Genomic DNA, 15380 nt, shown 5'->3' with positions numbered 1-15380 from the left:
CCCTCGTCGGCGGGGGTGCCGGGTGGCGGTCCGTCAGGTGCCGGGCGCGCGGTTCGGCGTGTCGTCCGCCTCCAGGGCTTCGGCACGGGCCCGGTGCTCGGCGGCGAGCCTCGCGTACCGGTCGGCGAGGCGACGGTGGTGGGCCGGATCGTCCTGCTCGTCTATGTCCGGGATCGCGTTCCCGTCCTCGTCGCGCTCCTCGGCCTCCCAGAGCTTGCGGTACTTGGCGTTCCGCATCCGCAGCAGCACGGTGGCGAGCAGCGTCGCGGCGAGCGAGCCGACCAGCACGGAGGCCTTGATCTCGTCGGCCAGCACCGGATCGTCGCTGAACGCCAGCTCGCCGATGAGGAGGGAGACGGTGAAGCCGATCCCGGCGAGGGCGGCGACGGCGAAGATGTCGGGCCAGGCCAGGTCGTCGCTGAGCGAGGCCCGGGTGAAGCGGGCGGTCAGCCAGGTGCCGCCGAAGATGCCGAGGGCCTTGCCGACGACCAGGCCGAGCACGACGCCGAGCGTCTCCGGCCGGGTGAAGATGTCGGCCAGCGCCTCCCCGGAGACCGAGACGCCCGCCGCGAACAGGGCGAAGAGCGGGACGGCGAGGCCGGCGGAGACCGGGCGTACCAGGTGTTCGACGTGCTCGCCGGGGGAGTGGTCCTCGCCCTCGCGGGTGGTGCAGCGGAGCATCAGGCCCATGGCCACACCGGCGATGGTGGCGTGGATGCCGCTGTTGTACATCAGCGCCCAGATGGTGAAGGCGAGGGGCACGTAGACGTACCAGCCGCGGACCCCGGTGCGCAGGAGGAGCCAGAAGAGGGCGAGGCCCACTACGGCGCCGCCGAGAGCGAGGAAGTTCAGGTCGCTGGTGAAGAAGACGGCGATGATCAGGATGGCGAAGAGGTCGTCGACCACCGCGAGGGTCAGCAGGAAGGCGCGGAGCGCCGAGGGCAGCGAGGTGCCGATGACCGCGAGGACCGCCAGCGCGAAGGCGATGTCGGTGGCGGTCGGGACGGCCCAGCCGGTGAGCGCGCCGCCGCCGGCCACGTTGACGACCACGTAGACGAGGGCGGGGGCGATCATGCCGCAGACGGCGGCGACCACCGGGAGCAGGGCGCGGCGCGGGTCGCGCAGCTCGCCCGCGACCAGTTCCCGCTTCAGCTCGACGCCGGCGACGAAGAAGAAGACGGCGAGCAGGCCGTCGGCGGCCCAGTGCCCGACCGACAGGTCGAGGCCGAGGGCGGCCGGCCCGAAGTGGAAGTCGCGGACCGCGGCGTAGCTGCCGGAGCCGGTGTTGGCCCAGATCAGGGCGGCGACGGCGGCGGCCAGCAGCAGCATCCCGCCGACCGTCTCGGTGCGCAGGGCGTCGGCGAGGCGGGTGCGCTCGCGCAGGGAGGGGCGGCTGAAGGCGCCGGGCGGGCCGGTGGGCGTGGAGCCGGTCATGAGGGTCCTTCGTCAGGGTCCGGGTACGGCGGAGCGGGCATCGCGTCGCGATGCCGTGCCGACCAGACTTCCCGGCGTCCCCTCTGAGGTTGTGGGGCGTGCGAGACGTGTGCCTCGCGCTCCCGACCGTCACCCTACCGGGTGACCGACCGGAGCGACGGATGCCGCGCGACCCCTTTGACCTGGGGCGCCGCCGTGTACGCACCGGGGCCCGGCCGCGCGTGCTGCGTGGCCGGGCCCCGGTGCCGTACGGCGGTGGTGGGCTCAGTCGTCGGACGAGGCGCTCGGGAGCTTCGTCTGGATGAGGTCCATCACGGAGGAGTCGGTGAGCGTGGTGACGTCACCCAGCTCGCGGTTCTCCGCCACGTCGCGCAGCAGGCGGCGCATGATCTTGCCGGAGCGGGTCTTCGGCAGCTCCGCCACCGGCAGGATGCGCTTGGGCTTGGCGATCGGGCCGAGCGCGGAGCCGACGTGGTTGCGCAGCTCGGCGACGAGGCCCTCGTCCTCGGAGGCGGTGCCGCGCAGGATCACGAAGGCGACGATGGCCTGGCCGGTGGTCTCGTCGGCGGCGCCGACGACGGCCGCCTCGGCGACCTTCGGGTGCGAGACCAGCGCGGACTCGACCTCGGTGGTCGAGATGTTGTGCCCGGAGACGAGCATCACGTCGTCCACCCGGCCGAGCAGCCAGATGTCACCGTCGTCGTCCTTCTTGGCACCGTCCCCGGCGAAGTACTTCTCGGGGAAGCGCGACCAGTAGGTGTCGAGGAACCGCTGGTCGTCGCCCCAGATGGTGCGGAGCATCGACGGCCACGGCTCGGTGAGGACGAGGTAGCCGCCACCGCCGTCCGGCACCTCGTTGGCCTCGTCGTCGACGACGGTCGCGGCGATGCCGGGCAGCGGGACCTGGGCGGAGCCGGGCTTCGTCTCGGTGACGCCGGGCAGCGGCGCGATCATCATGGCGCCGGTCTCGGTCTGCCACCAGGTGTCGACGATCGGGCAGCGGTCGCCGCCGATGTTCTTGCGGTACCACATCCACGCCTCGGGGTTGATCGGCTCACCGACCGAGCCGAGCACCCGCAGGCTGGAGAGGTCGTACTTGGCAGGGATGTCGTCGCCCCACTTCATGAACGTCCGGATGGCGGTCGGCGCCGTGTACAGCAGCGTCACGCCGTACTTCTGGACGATCTCCCAGAACCGGCCCTGGTGCGGGGTGTCCGGGGTGCCCTCGTACATGACCTGGGTGGCGCCGTTGGCCAGCGGTCCGTAGGTGATGTACGAGTGGCCGGTGACCCAGCCGATGTCGGCGGTGCACCAGTAGACGTCGGTCTCCGGCTTGAGGTCGAAGACGGCGTGGTGGGTGTAGGCGGCCTGGGTGAGGTAGCCGCCGGAGGTGTGCAGGATGCCCTTGGGCTTCCCCGTCGTCCCCGAGGTGTAGAGGATGAAGAGGGGCTGCTCGGCGTCGAACGCCTCGGGGGTGTGCTCGGCCGGCTGACGGCCCGTGACCTCGTGCCACCACTGGTCGCGGCCCTCGGTCCAGGCGACGTCCTGCCCGGTGCGGCGCACCACGAGAACGTGCTCGACGGAGTCGAAGCGGCCCACCGCGTCGTCCACGGCCGGCTTCAGCGCGGAGGGCTTGCCCCGGCGGTAGCCGCCGTCGGAGGTGATGACGACCTTGGCGTCGGCGTCGGCGATGCGCGCGGCGATGGCGTCGGCCGAGAAGCCGCCGAAGACCACGGAGTGGGCGGCGCCGATCCGGGCGCAGGCCAGCATCGCGACGACCGCCTCGGGGATCATCGGCAGGTAGACCGCGACCCGGTCGCCCTTGCGCACGCCCAGTTCGGTGAGGGCGTTGGCGGCGCGGGAGACCTCGTCCTTCAGCTCCGCGTAGGTGATGGCCCGGCTGTCGCCCGGCTCGCCCTCGAAGTGGATGGCGACGCGGTCACCGTTGCCCGCCTCGACGTGACGGTCCACGCAGTTGTACGCGACGTTCAGCTTGCCGTCGGCGAACCACTTGGCGAACGGCGGGTTCGACCAGTCCAGCGTCTCGGTCGGCTCGGTCTCCCAGGTCAGGCGGCGGGCCTGCTCGGCCCAGAAGCCGAGCCGGTCAGCCTTGGCCTGTTCGTACGCCTCCGCGGTGACGTTCGCGGCGGCCGCCAGCTCGGCGGGGGGCGCGAACCTCCTCTCCTCGCGAAGAAGGTTGGCCAGGCTTTCGTTGCTCACGACATCTCCCTTTCCCAGGGTGTCCGTTGTGTCCCAGGCCACAGCTCATCATCCGCGGCCCCAGGTGACAAGGGGTGTCGGCGAATTGGTTTAGACCTGTGTGCCCGGTCGACGTGCGGTACGCGGTACGGCCCCCGGTCGTGCGGGGGGTACTCCCTGACACGGGCCGAGGACGGGTCGGGTTCAACGGGACCGGGCCTTTGACCTGGGCGGGTGTCCCCGCCCGGCCGGCCGGCCCGGTCCCGGCGAACGGTGCCGGGCGCGTACCCCACGCCCCGGCCGCGTATCCGCGCCCGGCGGGAAAGCGCTCCGGCCCGGTGGCCGGGACCGCCCGTCTTCACCCGGGCGGTCCCGGCTCCACCGGCTCAGCGCACCGCGTCGGCCACCTCCTCACCAGGGACCTCGCCGGGCACCTCGTGCGGGCCGCCGGGCGCGGGAGAGGCGACCACCCGGTCGAAGAGGTTCTGCGAGGGGGCCAGCAGGTACGCCTGGGCCTCGCCGACGTGGAAGTACATGCCCTGGAGGGTGAGCGTGCCCTCGGCCAGCCTGCGGGCCACCGCCTCGTGCGCCCGCAGGTGCTCCAGCTGCTGGACGACGTTGGCCAGGCAGAGCTGTTCGGCGGCGTCGGCGGGGGGCCGACCCTTGAGCGTGGCCCAGGAGCTGCCCTCGGCGGCCATCCGGTCCAGGCTGGGCAGCCCGTGCCGCAGCCAGCGGCCGAGCGGGGTCGCCGGTTCCGCCTCGGCCGGCGGGGCGTTGAGCAGCGCCTGCATCGCGCCGCAGCCGGAGTGGCCGCAGACGGTGATCGAGCGGACCTTCAGCACGTCGACCGCGTACTCGATGGCCGCCGCCACCGAGTCGTCGGCCGACTCGGTGCCCGGGGCCGGGACGAGGTTGCCGACGTTGCGGACGGTGAAGAGGTCGCCGGGGCCGCTGGAGGTGATCATGCTGGTGACCAGCCGCGAGTCGGAGCAGGTCAGGAAGAGCTGGGAGGGCCGCTGCCCCTCACGGGCCAGCCTCGCCAGCTCACCCCGCACGTGGGGTGCGGTGTCGCGCTGGAAGGCACCGAGGCCGTCGGCCAGTTCGTGGACGCGGACCGGGGCGGACGGGCCGCCGGGCAGCAGGGCCGCGGCGGGCTCCCCGCAGTGGTGGTTGCGCCACGGGGTCCACGGGCGGCAGCAGGAGTGGGACGGGGAGGTGGGCTCGGCGATCCGGGCACCCGCGCGGCCGGTCATCTCGGCCTCGCCGCCCTGGACGGTGTGGGTGGTCTGCCAGTCCTGGAGCGCCTCGTAGGCGGCGTGGTCCATGAACGAGCCGTCGAGCTCGACCACGGCCCGGCTGCCGCGCGGCACCTGGTGAAGGGCACGGGTGAGCCGGGGCACCGCGAGGAAGGTCAACTGGCCGCGCACCCGGATGTGGTGGGCGTCCTCCGTCTCGCGGTGGGTGATCCGGGTCCGGGTCAGCCGGTGCAGGGCGACCCCCACGGCGACGGCGATGCCGAGGGCCACGCCCTCCAGGACGCCGAAGAGGACCACGCCGAGCGTGGTCACGATGTAGACCGCGATCTCTCGGTGCCGGGTGACGGTGCGGATGTGGTTGAGGCTCACCATCTGCACGCCGACCGCTGCCACCAGGGAGGCGAGCGCGGCCAGCGGGATCAGGTCCAGCACGGGGACGAGCAGCAGCGCGGCGATGATCACCCAGAGGCCGTGCAGCATGGTCGAGGCCCGGCTGACCGCCCCGGCGGCGACATTGGCCGAACTGCGGACGGCGACGCCGGAGACGGGCAGGCCGCCGAGGGCGCCCGAGACGACGTTGGCGGCGCCCTGGCCGACCAGTTCACGGTCCAGGTCGGAGCGGGGGATGTGGGAGTCGTCCCCCGGTCGGGCGCTGATCAGCTTGTCCACGGCGACCGCGCCGAGCAGTGACTGCACGCTGGTCACCAGGGTGACGGCGACGACGGCGGTGACCAGTCCGGTCACCGGCCCGGTCGGGAAGCCGGCCAGGGCGTGGCTGCTCCACGAGGGGAGGTCGACCCGGGGCAGGTTCATCCCCGCGAGCTGCGCGGCGGCGGTGGCCCCGGCGACCGCGACCAGCGGGGCGGGGAGGACCTTGGCGAGCCGCGCGCCCCGGCCGGGCAGCCGCGGCCAGGCCAGCAGCAGCCCCAGGGTGAGCGCGCTGACCAGGAGCGCCTCGGGCTGCACGGCGGCGAGTTGGGCCGGCAGGTCGCGGAGGTTGTCGACGACCGCGCTGTGGGGGGTGCCGCCGAGCACGATGTGCACCTGCGCGACGGCGATGGTGATGCCGATACCGGCCAGCATCCCGTGGACGATGGCGGGGCTGACGGCGAGCGCGGACCGGGCGACCCGCAGCGCGGCGAGGCCGATCTGGGCCAGTCCGGCGAGCACGGTGATGGCGCAGGTGGTCCGCCAGCCGTACTGGACGATGAGGTCGGCGGTGACCACGGTGAGGCCGGCGGCGGGGCCGCTGACCTGGAGCGCGGAGCCGCCGACGCGGCCGGCGATCAGCCCGCCGCAGGCGGCGGCGACCAGTCCGGCCTGGAGCGGGGCGCCGGTGGCCAGCGCGATGCCGAGGGAGAGCGGCAGGGAGATCAGGAAGACCGCGATGGAGGCGGAGAGATCGGCACCGCTGATGCGGAACCGGCCGCCGCCCGGCGGCCCGTGCGGCTCCTGCTCCCGGGAGGGCGGCGACAGGTCCGCCGTGTCGTGGGGGTTGATGGTGGAGGTGGAGGAGGTCATGGACCGTCCTTTCATGCGTACTTCCTCAGGTGGTGCCGTCCTCGGCGCGGGTTCCGCGCCGAGGTGCGCGGGGGCGTCGGGGCTCGCCGCTGGGGAGGTGGTCGTCGGGGAGGCGGGCGGCGTGCCCGTGGGGCGGGCCCGTGCCGGCCTGGGTGGGGGACGCCGCCCGGGTGCGGGATCGGGTCCCGGTGCGTACTGGTCGCTCATCGGTCGCTGGTACCGCCCGTCTCCATGTCGTCGGTTCCTGTCGGGTGTTGGCGTGTGGGGTCGCGTGGTTGTGGGGCGGGCCGGCTGACGGGTCCGGGCCCGCCAAGGTCGCGGGCGTGGCGGCTCGGTCTTGGCTGTCGTCTCCGCCCTGACCTGGGTGTGCCGGGGGCGGAGTGCGGGGTGCCGGGGCCTCGGGTGCCGGTCCGGGGCACCTTCGGGCGCGCTCGTCCGTCTCTGTCCTGCGGTGGTGGTGCCGGGTGCGGGCTGCCCGCCCCGGTGGTGAGGCTCCGGCCCCCGGGATGGAGGAACCGGGGCCGTCTGGGACCCCTGGGCTGCCGCCCGGCGACCCGGCCGGGCGGAACCTGTGTGTTGACGACCGCGCGCCCACCTCGGACGGCGGTCCCGCCCTCGCTGCCCCCGGGTGCGGCCGGGCGGCACGGAGCGGTCGGACGCCGCGGATCACCACCGCCGACCGCCGGACCGCGCCCTTGGTTCCGGGGCGGGTGCGGGCCGGTCCGGACGGGCTGTGGTTGACGGAGGTGGGTGGGGGTCCTTGGCGCGGGAACGGCGTCGCGGTGCGGGCGACGACGCCGGGGCCTGGCTCACGTCTATCAACTCTGAGTAAACGGATCGTAATGCAGAGTAAAGAGCATGGTGGGGCAAAAGCCGTGAATGGGTGATCGATTCACCCGCGCGAGCGAATAGTGCGCTTATATGCGGCTTGTCTTGGAGGGGCCGGAACCCGCCCGTGCGACCTTGACGGCGCATGCGGCTGGGCCTGGAGGTCCCGGCGGTCCCGGGGTCGGCACTTCCCGGCGGCGCGGCCGGACGAGCGCGGGCGAGCCGGAGACCCCGACCCAAGGAAGAGGTGTGCCGAGATGGCCGCCACCAGGAGGATCACCGTCGGCGTCGTCACCGCAGCGGTCTGCGCGGCGGGGCTGGCGGGCTGCGGTACGGAGCGCGGCACCGGCGCCGGGCAGCAGCCCGGCGACCAGGCGTCCCCCGCCCCGGCCCCCGAGAACGCCGTACGCCTCATCGGCGACGGCTCCACCGCCCACACCGGCGCCCAGCCGCTCCAGCCGCGCCCCCAGCGGCTGAAGCCCGGCCAGAAGCCGCCGCAGTTCGTCGTGTTCTCGTGGGACGGCGCCGGCGAGGACAGCCAGAAGCTCTTCTCGCACTTCCGCAAGGTCGGCAAGGCCAACAACGCGACCATGACCTACTTCCTCAGCGGCGTCTATCTGCTGCCGGAGGAGCTGAAGGAGAAGTACCAGGCGCCGCAGCACGGCGCGGGCCGCTCCGACATCGGCTTCAACGACCGCGAGGGCATCGCCGACACCGTCCGCGAGGTCCGCGGCGCGTGGCTGGAGGGCAACGAGATCGGCACCCACTTCAACGGCCACTTCTGCGGCCCGGAGGGCGGTGTCGGCACCTGGTCGGTCGGCGAGTGGAAGAGCGAGATCGCCCAGGCCAAGAGCTTCGTCAAGACCTGGAAGTCGCACAGCGGCCTCAAGGACGCCGCCCCGCTCCCCTTCGACTACGACAAGGAGCTGATCGGCGCCCGCACCCCCTGCCTCGAAGGCCAGGAGAACTTCATCAGCGCCGCCGCCGACCTCGGCTTCCGCTACGACTCCAGCGGCATCGGCAACCAGGTCTGGCCCGGCAAGAAGAAGGGGCTGTGGGACATCCCGCTCCAGCTCGTGCCGCTGCCGGGGCGCGCGTTCGAGACGCTCTCCATGGACTACAACTTCATGGTCAACCAGTCCGGGACCACCACCCAGGGCGACCCGGCCATGCACGACACCTGGGGCAACCAGCTCCGCGACGGCCTCATCCAGGCGTACGACCGCGCCTACCAGGGCAACCGCGCGCCGCTGATCATCGGCAACCACTTCGAGTCCTGGAACGGCGGCGCCTACATGCGCGCCATCGAGGAGACGATCGAGAACGTCTGCACCAAGCCCGAGACGCGGTGCGTCTCCTTCCGCCAGCTCGTCGACTGGCTGGACGCCCAGGACCCGAAGGTCCTCGCCCAGCTCCGCGACCTGAAGGTCGGCAAGGAGCCGAAGCAGGGCTGGGCGAAGTTCCCGGCGAAGACCCCGGCCGCGCCCGCCAAGTCCGGCGGCTCCGGCAAGGACGAGGCCGAGGGCGCGTAGCCGGTCCGGGGCCCGGTGGGTGAACACGACCGGGCCCCCGTGCCGGTCAGCCCGGCAGGGCGAGGACGGCGTCCTCGCTGAGGAGGAACTCGGGGTCGATCTGCGCGGCCAGGTCGGCCCCCGTCCGCTCGTTCCCCCAGCTCTCCGCGTTCTTCCGGTGGAAGTGGACCATCTGCCGGGTGTACCGCTCCCAGTCGCGCAGCCCGTAGGCCGCGTCCGCGGTGGCCAGCAGCGTCTCCAGCGCGGCCCGGTTCTCCGCCTCCAGCGCGCTGAAGTGCGGCGGGCGCCCCTTCTCCATCGCGCGCACCCAGTCGGAGTGCCCCACCGTCACCAGCAGGTCCTCGCCGACCTCCTCGCGCAGGAACTCCAGGTCGTCGGGGCCCTGCACCTTGTTGCCGACGACGCGGAGGGCGACGCCGAAGTCCCGGGCGTACTCGCGGTACTGGCGGTAGACCGAGACGCCCTTGCGGGTCGGCTCGGCGACCAGGAAGGTCATGTCGAAGCGGGTGAACATGCCCGACGCGAACGAGTCCGAGCCGGCCGTCATGTCGACCACGACGTACTCGCCGGCGCCGTCGACCAGGTGGTTGAGGCACAGCTCCACGGCGCCGACCTTGGAGTGGTAGCAGGCCACCCCGAGGTCCGACTCGGTGAACGGGCCGGTCGCCATCAGGCGGACCTCGCCGCCGTCCAGGCGCACCGGGCGCGCGCAGGCCGCGTAGACCGGGTTCTCCTCGTCCACCCGCAGCAGGCGGGAGCCGCGGCCCGGCGGGGTGGTCTTGATCATGGTCTCGGCGGAGGCGATGCGGGGGTTGTCGCCGCGTAGGTACTCCTTGATGAGCGGGAGGTGGCCGCCCATCGGGGGCAGGGCGGCGGCCTCGGCGTCGTCCAGCCCGAGGGCGGGGCCGAGGTGCTGGTTGATGTCGGCGTCCACGGCGACGACGGGCGCGCCGGTGGTGGCCAGGTGGCGGATGAACAGGGAGGACAGCGTGGTCTTGCCGCTGCCGCCCTTCCCAACGAAACCGATCTTCATGTTCACCTAGCGTAGTGCGCCCGGTGCGGTGCGTGGCGAACCGGCGTGAAGAAGACCACTCCATCGTGGGGTGACGGTGCGCGTTGCGTACTGTCGTACCCATGAGTACGTCACGTGCGTCCGCAGGCCCCACGCCCGCCGCAGGACCGGCCGACCCCCTGGTCGCGCTCGGCGAGCTGCCCGGGGTGCCCGAAGCCGTGGAATCCGTGCGCAAGGCGGTCGACCGGGTCTACGGCCACCGCGTCATGCGCCGGCGCAGCACGGAGATCACCTCCGAGGCGGCGCTGCGCGGAGCCCGCGCCTCCGCCGCGCTGGCGGGCGCCGACTGGGCCCTGGAGGAACTGCGCCGCCGCAGCGACTTCAGCCTCGGCGAGGACCGGACCGTCGGCGCCGCGCTGCGGCTGACCGCCGAGGCGGGCCAGCTCCTCTCCATCTGGCGCCAGTCGCCGCTGCGCGTCCTCGCCCGCCTCCACCTGGTCGCCGCCGCCGACAGCGACGACACCGTGGGCCGTCCCCGCAAGGCGGGTGAGCGCGCCGACGAGCCGCTGATCGAGCTGGCCCAGCCCGACGCGGACGAGGTCGCCGGCCGCCTCGACGGCCTCAACTCGCTGCTCCTCGCCGGCTCGGCCGCCCCCGCGCTGGTCACCGCCGCCGTGGTGCACGGCGAACTGCTGGCGCTGCGCCCCTTCACCTCGCACAACGGCCTCATCGCCCGCGCCGCCGAGCGCATCGTGCTGGTCGGCAGCGGTCTCGACCCCAAGTCCATCTGCCCGGCCGAGGTCGGCCACGCAGAGCTGGGCCGGGCCGCCTACGTCGCCGCCCTCGACGGCTACGTCTCCGGCACGCCGGAGGGGATGGCCGCCTGGATCACCCACTGCGGCAAGGCCCTCGAACTGGGCGCCCGCGAATCCACCGCCGTCTGCGAGGCGCTCCAGCGCGGAGCCGCCTGAGCGGGGGGCCGAAGCCCGGGAGAACGAAGAAGCAGCGGTACGCGTACGCGTACCGCTGCTTCACAGGGCCGTCGGGTTACCAAGCGTCCCTCGCGATGTGCCGCCCGGCCGGAGTCTTTGCCCGGTGCCTGGAACGGCTTACCCGATTCGTCGGGTCCTGCGTGGCGTGGGTACTCGGCGGTCCTGTGCGGTCCGTGGGGCCTTGCTGCGTGAAAGGTCATCCTCTCGGATGTCCCTGGTCTCGCGGGCCGTTACTTCCTTTGTACTCCTCCTCAGGCCGAAGCGGAACCCGGGCGGCCACTTCTTTGGGCGGCCGCCGAACTCCGCCGGGAGCGGGCGGTCAGCCAGACGACCCCGGCGGTGACGGCGGCCGCCCCGACGGCCGCCGCGGCGACCAGCACCGGACGCGGGGGCCGGGAGAGGGAGGGGAGGCGCTGCTTGAGCCGGACCGGCCGGTGGAAGTCGAGAATCGGCCACTCGCGGGCCACCGCCTCCTTGCGCAGCGTCCGGTCCGGATTGACCGCGTGCGGGTGGCCGACCGCCTCCAGCATCGGCACATCGGTCGCCGAGTCGCTGTACGCGTAGCAGCGCGCCAGGTCGTACCCCTCGCTCTCGGCCAGCTCGCGCACGGCCTCCGCCTTGGTCGGGCCGTAGGCGTAGTACTCCACGTCGCCGGTGTAGCAGCCGTCCTCGCCCACCACCATGCGGGTGGCCACCACGCGGTCGGCGCCGAGCAGCTCGCCGATGGGCTCGACCACCTCCGCGCCGGAGGTCGAGACGATCACCACGTCCCGCCCGGCGGCGTGGTGCTCCTCGATCAGCGAGGCGGCCTCGTCGTAGATGATCGGGTCGATCAGATCGTGCAGGGTCTCCGCGACGATCTCCTTCACCTGCTGCACATTCCAGCCACGACAGAGGGAGGAGAGATAGGCGCGCATGCGCTCCATCTGATCGTGGTCGGCGCCGCCCGCGAGGAACACGAACTGTGTGTACGCGGTGCGCAGTACGGCGCGGCGGTTGATGAGCCCGCCTTGGTAGAAGGACTTGCTGAAGGTGAGTGTGCTCGACTTCGCAATGACCGTCTTGTCCAGGTCGAAGAAGGCTGCGGTGCGGGGCAAGGAGCGGTTTTCCACGGGGTCGAGCATAGGCGCCCACCATTCGGCGTAAGGTGTGGCGCGTGGGTTTGCCTGAGAAGGCCCTCGGGTACACCATGGACGTCACGGATCGTTCGCGACCGTGCTACCCCGGTCCGGCTCCTCCCCCCCCGAGTCGGCCGTGGGGACGACCCCCGCTCTCCCCCCCGGCGGGGGTCGTCGCATGTCCGGGCACGTTTGACGGGCCCGGACCCACCGAAGGCGTCTTGCGCGAGCCGCGCGAGGCGCCTTCGGCATATGCCCGCCCCGCCTGACGTTCGATTACGCACCGTCAGGACGGCGGCCTGCGGACGACATGCTCGGGTTCGTCACTCTTGTCTCCTCCCGCCTCTCCTCTCCCGCCTGAGGGCCGGCCGTTGAGGAGTTCTTCCGCCATGTTCATGGAGATCTCCGCCCCTCTCTTCGGGGGTTCTCGAGAAGTTCCCGCCGGACGGTTCTCGTCCGGGTGACGGAGTTATTCACAACCTGCGAGTAGTCCACGGTTTTCGACCAAGATCCACATCATTTCCCAGGCTTCTGCAAGGTGAATGCCGTGACCGGAGTTCGGGCGCGAGTTCACGTGACTTCGCCCGGAGTTCGGGTCGACGCGAGGCCGAGTTCTCTGTGAACGCGGACCAGTGCGTCGACTTTCGGCCAGGAGGAAGCAGTGGTTCCGCTGATTGCCCGTCAGAGGCCCAGCCGGCACGGCTTCTTCCTTGGCCGGATGCGGACCACGGGGCCGGCGTGCACCCGAGCGGCCCGACCGGTCACGGGCGGCCCGGGGCGACGCGATGGACGCGCGTCCCGCTGCGCGGAGACCGACGGCCCCGGGGCCGGAGAGGAAGGACGGCGGAGCGATGGCGAGGGAGCGGGGGAGTACGGGCGTGGACGGGCGATGGCTTGGCGGCGCCGGTCGGGCGCGTGGCGGGAAGTGGCGTGCGCGGGACGGGCCCTGGCCGGGGAGCGGAGGCGCGGGGTGCGAGGTCGGGACGAGGTCGTGAGGGCGGGACGAGGAGGCATCGGTATGGCGGCGACGGCAGGGCGGCGAGGAGAGGGCGCGGACGTGGAACGGGAGCTGTGGCAGGGGAGGGGTGAGGGCGCCCGTGGGGACGTCCGGGCCCAGGGAGTGCGTGGCGGGCCGGGCGACGGACCGGGTGGGCCGGTGGGGCCGCTCATCGTGACCGAGGACCCCGTGCTTCTGGACGACCTGCTGCGGCTGTGCGCCGCGGCCGGGGCCCGGCCGCTGGTCCTGGCCGCGCTGCCGGAGCGGCGGGGCGAGTGGGAGGCCGCGTCGCTGGTGCTGGTCGGGGACGACGCGGCGGCACGGACGGAGCGGGCTCCGCGCCGGCCGGGCGTCCTCCTGGTCGGGCGGAATCAGGGCGAGCCGGCCGTCTGGCAGTGGGCCGTGCGGATCGGCGCCGAGCACGTGCTGCGGCTGCCCGACGCCGAGGCGTGGCTGGTGGACCGGATCGCCGACGTGGTCGAGGGGGCGGGGCGCAGCGCCCGCACCGTGGGGGTCGTCGGCGGGCGCGGCGGGGCGGGTGCGTCGACCCTGGCGTGCGCGCTGGCCGTGACCGCGGCGGCCGGCGGCAGCCGCACCGTCCTGGTCGACGCCGATCCGCTGGGCGGCGGACTCGACGTGCTGCTCGGCGGGGAACAGGCCGAGGGGCTGCGCTGGCCGGCGTTCGCCCGGTCCCGGGGCAGGATGGCGCGCCGCGCGCTGGAGGAGGCGCTGCCGGAACTGCACGGCCTGCGGCTGCTCAGCTGGGACCGGAGCGACACGGCCGAGGTGCCGCCGCAAGCGGTACGGGCGGTGCTCGGCGCGGCCCGGCGGGGCGGCGGCACGGTCGTCGTGGACCTGCCGCGCCGGGCCGGCGGGGAGGTGGCCGAGGCGCTGGCCCAGCTCGATCTGGCCCTGCTCGTCGTCCCGGCGGAGCTGCGCGCGGTGGCGGCCGCCCGGCGCATGGCTGCCGTGCTCGCTCCGGAGGTGCGGGACCTGCGGGTCGCCGTCCGGCCCGCGGGGACGCCCGGGGCGCCCGGTGGCGGACTGGCGCCCGACGCGGTCGCCGCCCTGCTCGGCCTGGACCTCGCCGGGGTGGTGCCGTACGACCCGGCCGCCGTCGAGGCACAGGAGACCGGCACGCCGCCCGGGAGCGGGCCGCGTGGCCCGCTGGCCCGGTTCTGCCGCGAGCTGTGGGGACGCGTCGCGAGCCCCGGTCCGGTGCCGGAGGGAGAGGCGGAGGCGCGGGGGCGGGAGGAGCCGGTCCGCCGGGGCGACCTGTTCCGGGCCGCGCTCGGTGACGCGTGGGCCCCGGCTCCCGGGGGTGCGGCCGCATGAGCGCGATGGCCGCCGAGGCGGGTCTGCTGGACGCGGTCCGGCGCCACCTCGCCGAAGAAGGCGCGGAACCCACCGAGGCGCGCGTGGCCCAGGCACTGCGCGAACAGGGCCGGATGCTCGGCGGGGCGGAGGTCCTGCGGACGGCGGCCCGGCTGCGCTCGGAGATCGCGGGGGCCGGCCCGCTCGAACCCCTCCTCGCCGACCCGCAGGTCACCGACGTCCTGGTCTCCGCCCCCGACCGGGTGTGGATCGACCGGGGCGCCGGGCTGGAACTCAGCGGGGTGCGGTTCGCCGACGCCGAGGCGGTGCGCGGACTGGCCCGGCGGCTTGCCTCGGTCGCCGGGCGGCGGCTGGACGACGCCCGGCCGTGGGTCGACGCCCGGCTCCCCGACGGCACCCGGCTGCACGCCGTGCTGCCTCCGGTCGCCGTCGGCTGCACCTGCCTCTCCCTGCGGGTGGTCCGCCCCCGGGCGTTCACGCTCGCCGAACTGGTGACGGCGGGCACCCTGCCGCCGGGCGGCGACCGCCTGCTGGCGGCCCTGGTCGAGGCCCGGCTCTCCTTCCTGATCAGCGGCGGGACCGGCAGCGGCAAGACGACGCTGCTCTCGGCCCTGCTCGGGCTGGTCGGACCGGCCGAGCGGATCGTCCTCGCCGAGGACTCGGCGGAGCTGCGCCCGGACCACCCGCACGTGGTCCGCCTGGAGACCCGGCCCGCCAACCAGGAGGGCCGGGGCGCCGTCGCCCTCGACGACCTGGTCCGCCAGGCCCTGCGGATGCGCCCCGACCGGCTGGTGGTCGGCGAGGTCCGCGGCGCCGAGGTGCTGCACCTCCTCGCCGCCCTCAACACCGGTCACCAGGGCGGCGCGGGCACCGTCCACGCCAACGCCGCCGCCGACGTCCCGGCCCGGCTGGAGGCGCTGGGGACGGCGGCGGGGCTCGACCGGGCCGCACTCCACAGCCAGGTCGCGGCTGCCCTGTCGGCCGTCCTCCACCTGGCCCGGGACCGGGACGGCAGGCGCCGGCTGGCCGCGATCCACGTACTGGCCCGGGAGTCGACGGGGCTCGTGGTGACGGTCCCGGCGCTGCGCTGGGGCCCGGACGGGTTCGCCGGGGAGGAGGGCTGGCCACGACTGCGGGAACTGCTGGGGATCTGACG

Annotated in this window: 9 protein-coding genes; 4 read left to right on the top strand and 5 right to left on the bottom strand. The window is 73.8% G+C overall.

Annotated features, from left to right (window positions below; genetic code table 11):
- Positions 1 to 33: 33 nt before the first annotated feature.
- From nhaA to IF45_RS0125830, 3 genes are all read right to left on the bottom strand, one after another.
- Positions 34 to 1434 carry a Na+/H+ antiporter NhaA gene (gene nhaA / locus IF45_RS0125840; protein ID WP_030309855.1) on the bottom strand — a complete coding sequence of 467 codons (1401 nt, stop codon included), beginning with the start codon at positions 1432 to 1434 and terminating at the stop codon, positions 34 to 36.
- A gap of 264 nt (positions 1435 to 1698) precedes the next feature.
- Positions 1699 to 3696, bottom strand: coding sequence for an acetate--CoA ligase (gene acs / locus IF45_RS0125835; RefSeq protein WP_100750349.1), 1998 nt, complete (start codon positions 3694 to 3696; stop codon positions 1699 to 1701).
- A gap of 323 nt (positions 3697 to 4019) precedes the next feature.
- On the bottom strand, positions 4020 to 6410 hold the full coding sequence (locus tag IF45_RS0125830) for a SulP family inorganic anion transporter (RefSeq protein WP_030309854.1): 2391 nt from the start codon (positions 6408 to 6410) through the stop codon (positions 4020 to 4022).
- Positions 6411 to 7495: 1085 nt separating this feature from the next.
- On the opposite strand from IF45_RS0125830, the gene IF45_RS0125825 reads away from it, so the two are divergent.
- A complete protein-coding gene (locus IF45_RS0125825) occupies positions 7496 to 8770 on the top strand; it encodes a polysaccharide deacetylase family protein (protein ID WP_008417477.1) in 1275 nt (424 codons plus the stop codon).
- Positions 8771 to 8816: 46 nt separating this feature from the next.
- On the opposite strand, the gene IF45_RS0125820 is transcribed toward IF45_RS0125825, so the two are convergent.
- Positions 8817 to 9803, bottom strand: coding sequence for an ATP-binding protein (locus IF45_RS0125820; RefSeq protein ID WP_030309851.1), 987 nt, complete (start codon positions 9801 to 9803; stop codon positions 8817 to 8819).
- A 101-nt stretch (positions 9804 to 9904) separates the two neighbouring features.
- Here IF45_RS0125820 and IF45_RS0125815 point away from each other — a divergent pair, with 101 nt between their 5' ends.
- A complete protein-coding gene (locus IF45_RS0125815) occupies positions 9905 to 10753 on the top strand; it encodes a Fic family protein (protein WP_003949649.1) in 849 nt (282 codons plus the stop codon).
- 272 nt (positions 10754 to 11025) lie between these two features.
- Here IF45_RS0125815 and IF45_RS0125810 read toward each other — a convergent pair whose 3' ends face one another.
- Entirely contained in the window at positions 11026 to 11898 is an 873-nt protein-coding gene (locus tag IF45_RS0125810) for an HAD family hydrolase (RefSeq protein ID WP_018470348.1), read from the bottom strand.
- A gap of 1150 nt (positions 11899 to 13048) precedes the next feature.
- On the opposite strand from IF45_RS0125810, the gene ssd reads away from it, so the two are divergent.
- On the top strand, positions 13049 to 14224 hold the full coding sequence (gene ssd, locus IF45_RS0125805) for a septum site-determining protein Ssd (protein ID WP_030309848.1): 1176 nt from the start codon (positions 13049 to 13051) through the stop codon (positions 14222 to 14224).
- A complete protein-coding gene (locus tag IF45_RS0125800) occupies positions 14221 to 15378 on the top strand; it encodes a TadA family conjugal transfer-associated ATPase (protein ID WP_008417489.1) in 1158 nt (385 codons plus the stop codon). The genes ssd and IF45_RS0125800 overlap by 4 nt, the downstream gene beginning before the upstream one ends.
- Positions 15379 to 15380 lie beyond the last annotated feature (2 nt).

It is taken from the genome of Streptomyces albidoflavus (genome assembly GCF_000719955.1).
GTDB lineage: Bacteria > Actinomycetota > Actinomycetes > Streptomycetales > Streptomycetaceae > Streptomyces > Streptomyces albidoflavus.
The sequence above is the reverse complement of the archived record's forward strand: the minus strand, read 5'-3'. Positions and strand labels throughout refer to the sequence as shown.

Bases quoted from the DNA above. Each gene is read 5' to 3' on its own strand.
- nhaA (WP_030309855.1), bottom strand. From the start codon at position 1,434: ATGACCGGCTCCACGCCCACCGGCCCGCCCGGCGCCTTCAGCCGCCCC.
- IF45_RS0125830 (WP_030309854.1), bottom strand. From the start codon at position 6,410: ATGACCTCCTCCACCTCCACCATCAACCCCCACGACACGGCGGACCTG.
- IF45_RS0125825 (WP_008417477.1), top strand. From the start codon at position 7,496: ATGGCCGCCACCAGGAGGATCACCGTCGGCGTCGTCACCGCAGCGGTC.
- IF45_RS0125820 (WP_030309851.1), bottom strand. From the start codon at position 9,803: ATGAAGATCGGTTTCGTTGGGAAGGGCGGCAGCGGCAAGACCACGCTG.
- IF45_RS0125815 (WP_003949649.1), top strand. From the start codon at position 9,905: ATGAGTACGTCACGTGCGTCCGCAGGCCCCACGCCCGCCGCAGGACCG.
- IF45_RS0125810 (WP_018470348.1), bottom strand. From the start codon at position 11,898: ATGCTCGACCCCGTGGAAAACCGCTCCTTGCCCCGCACCGCAGCCTTC.
- IF45_RS0125800 (WP_008417489.1), top strand. From the start codon at position 14,221: ATGAGCGCGATGGCCGCCGAGGCGGGTCTGCTGGACGCGGTCCGGCGC.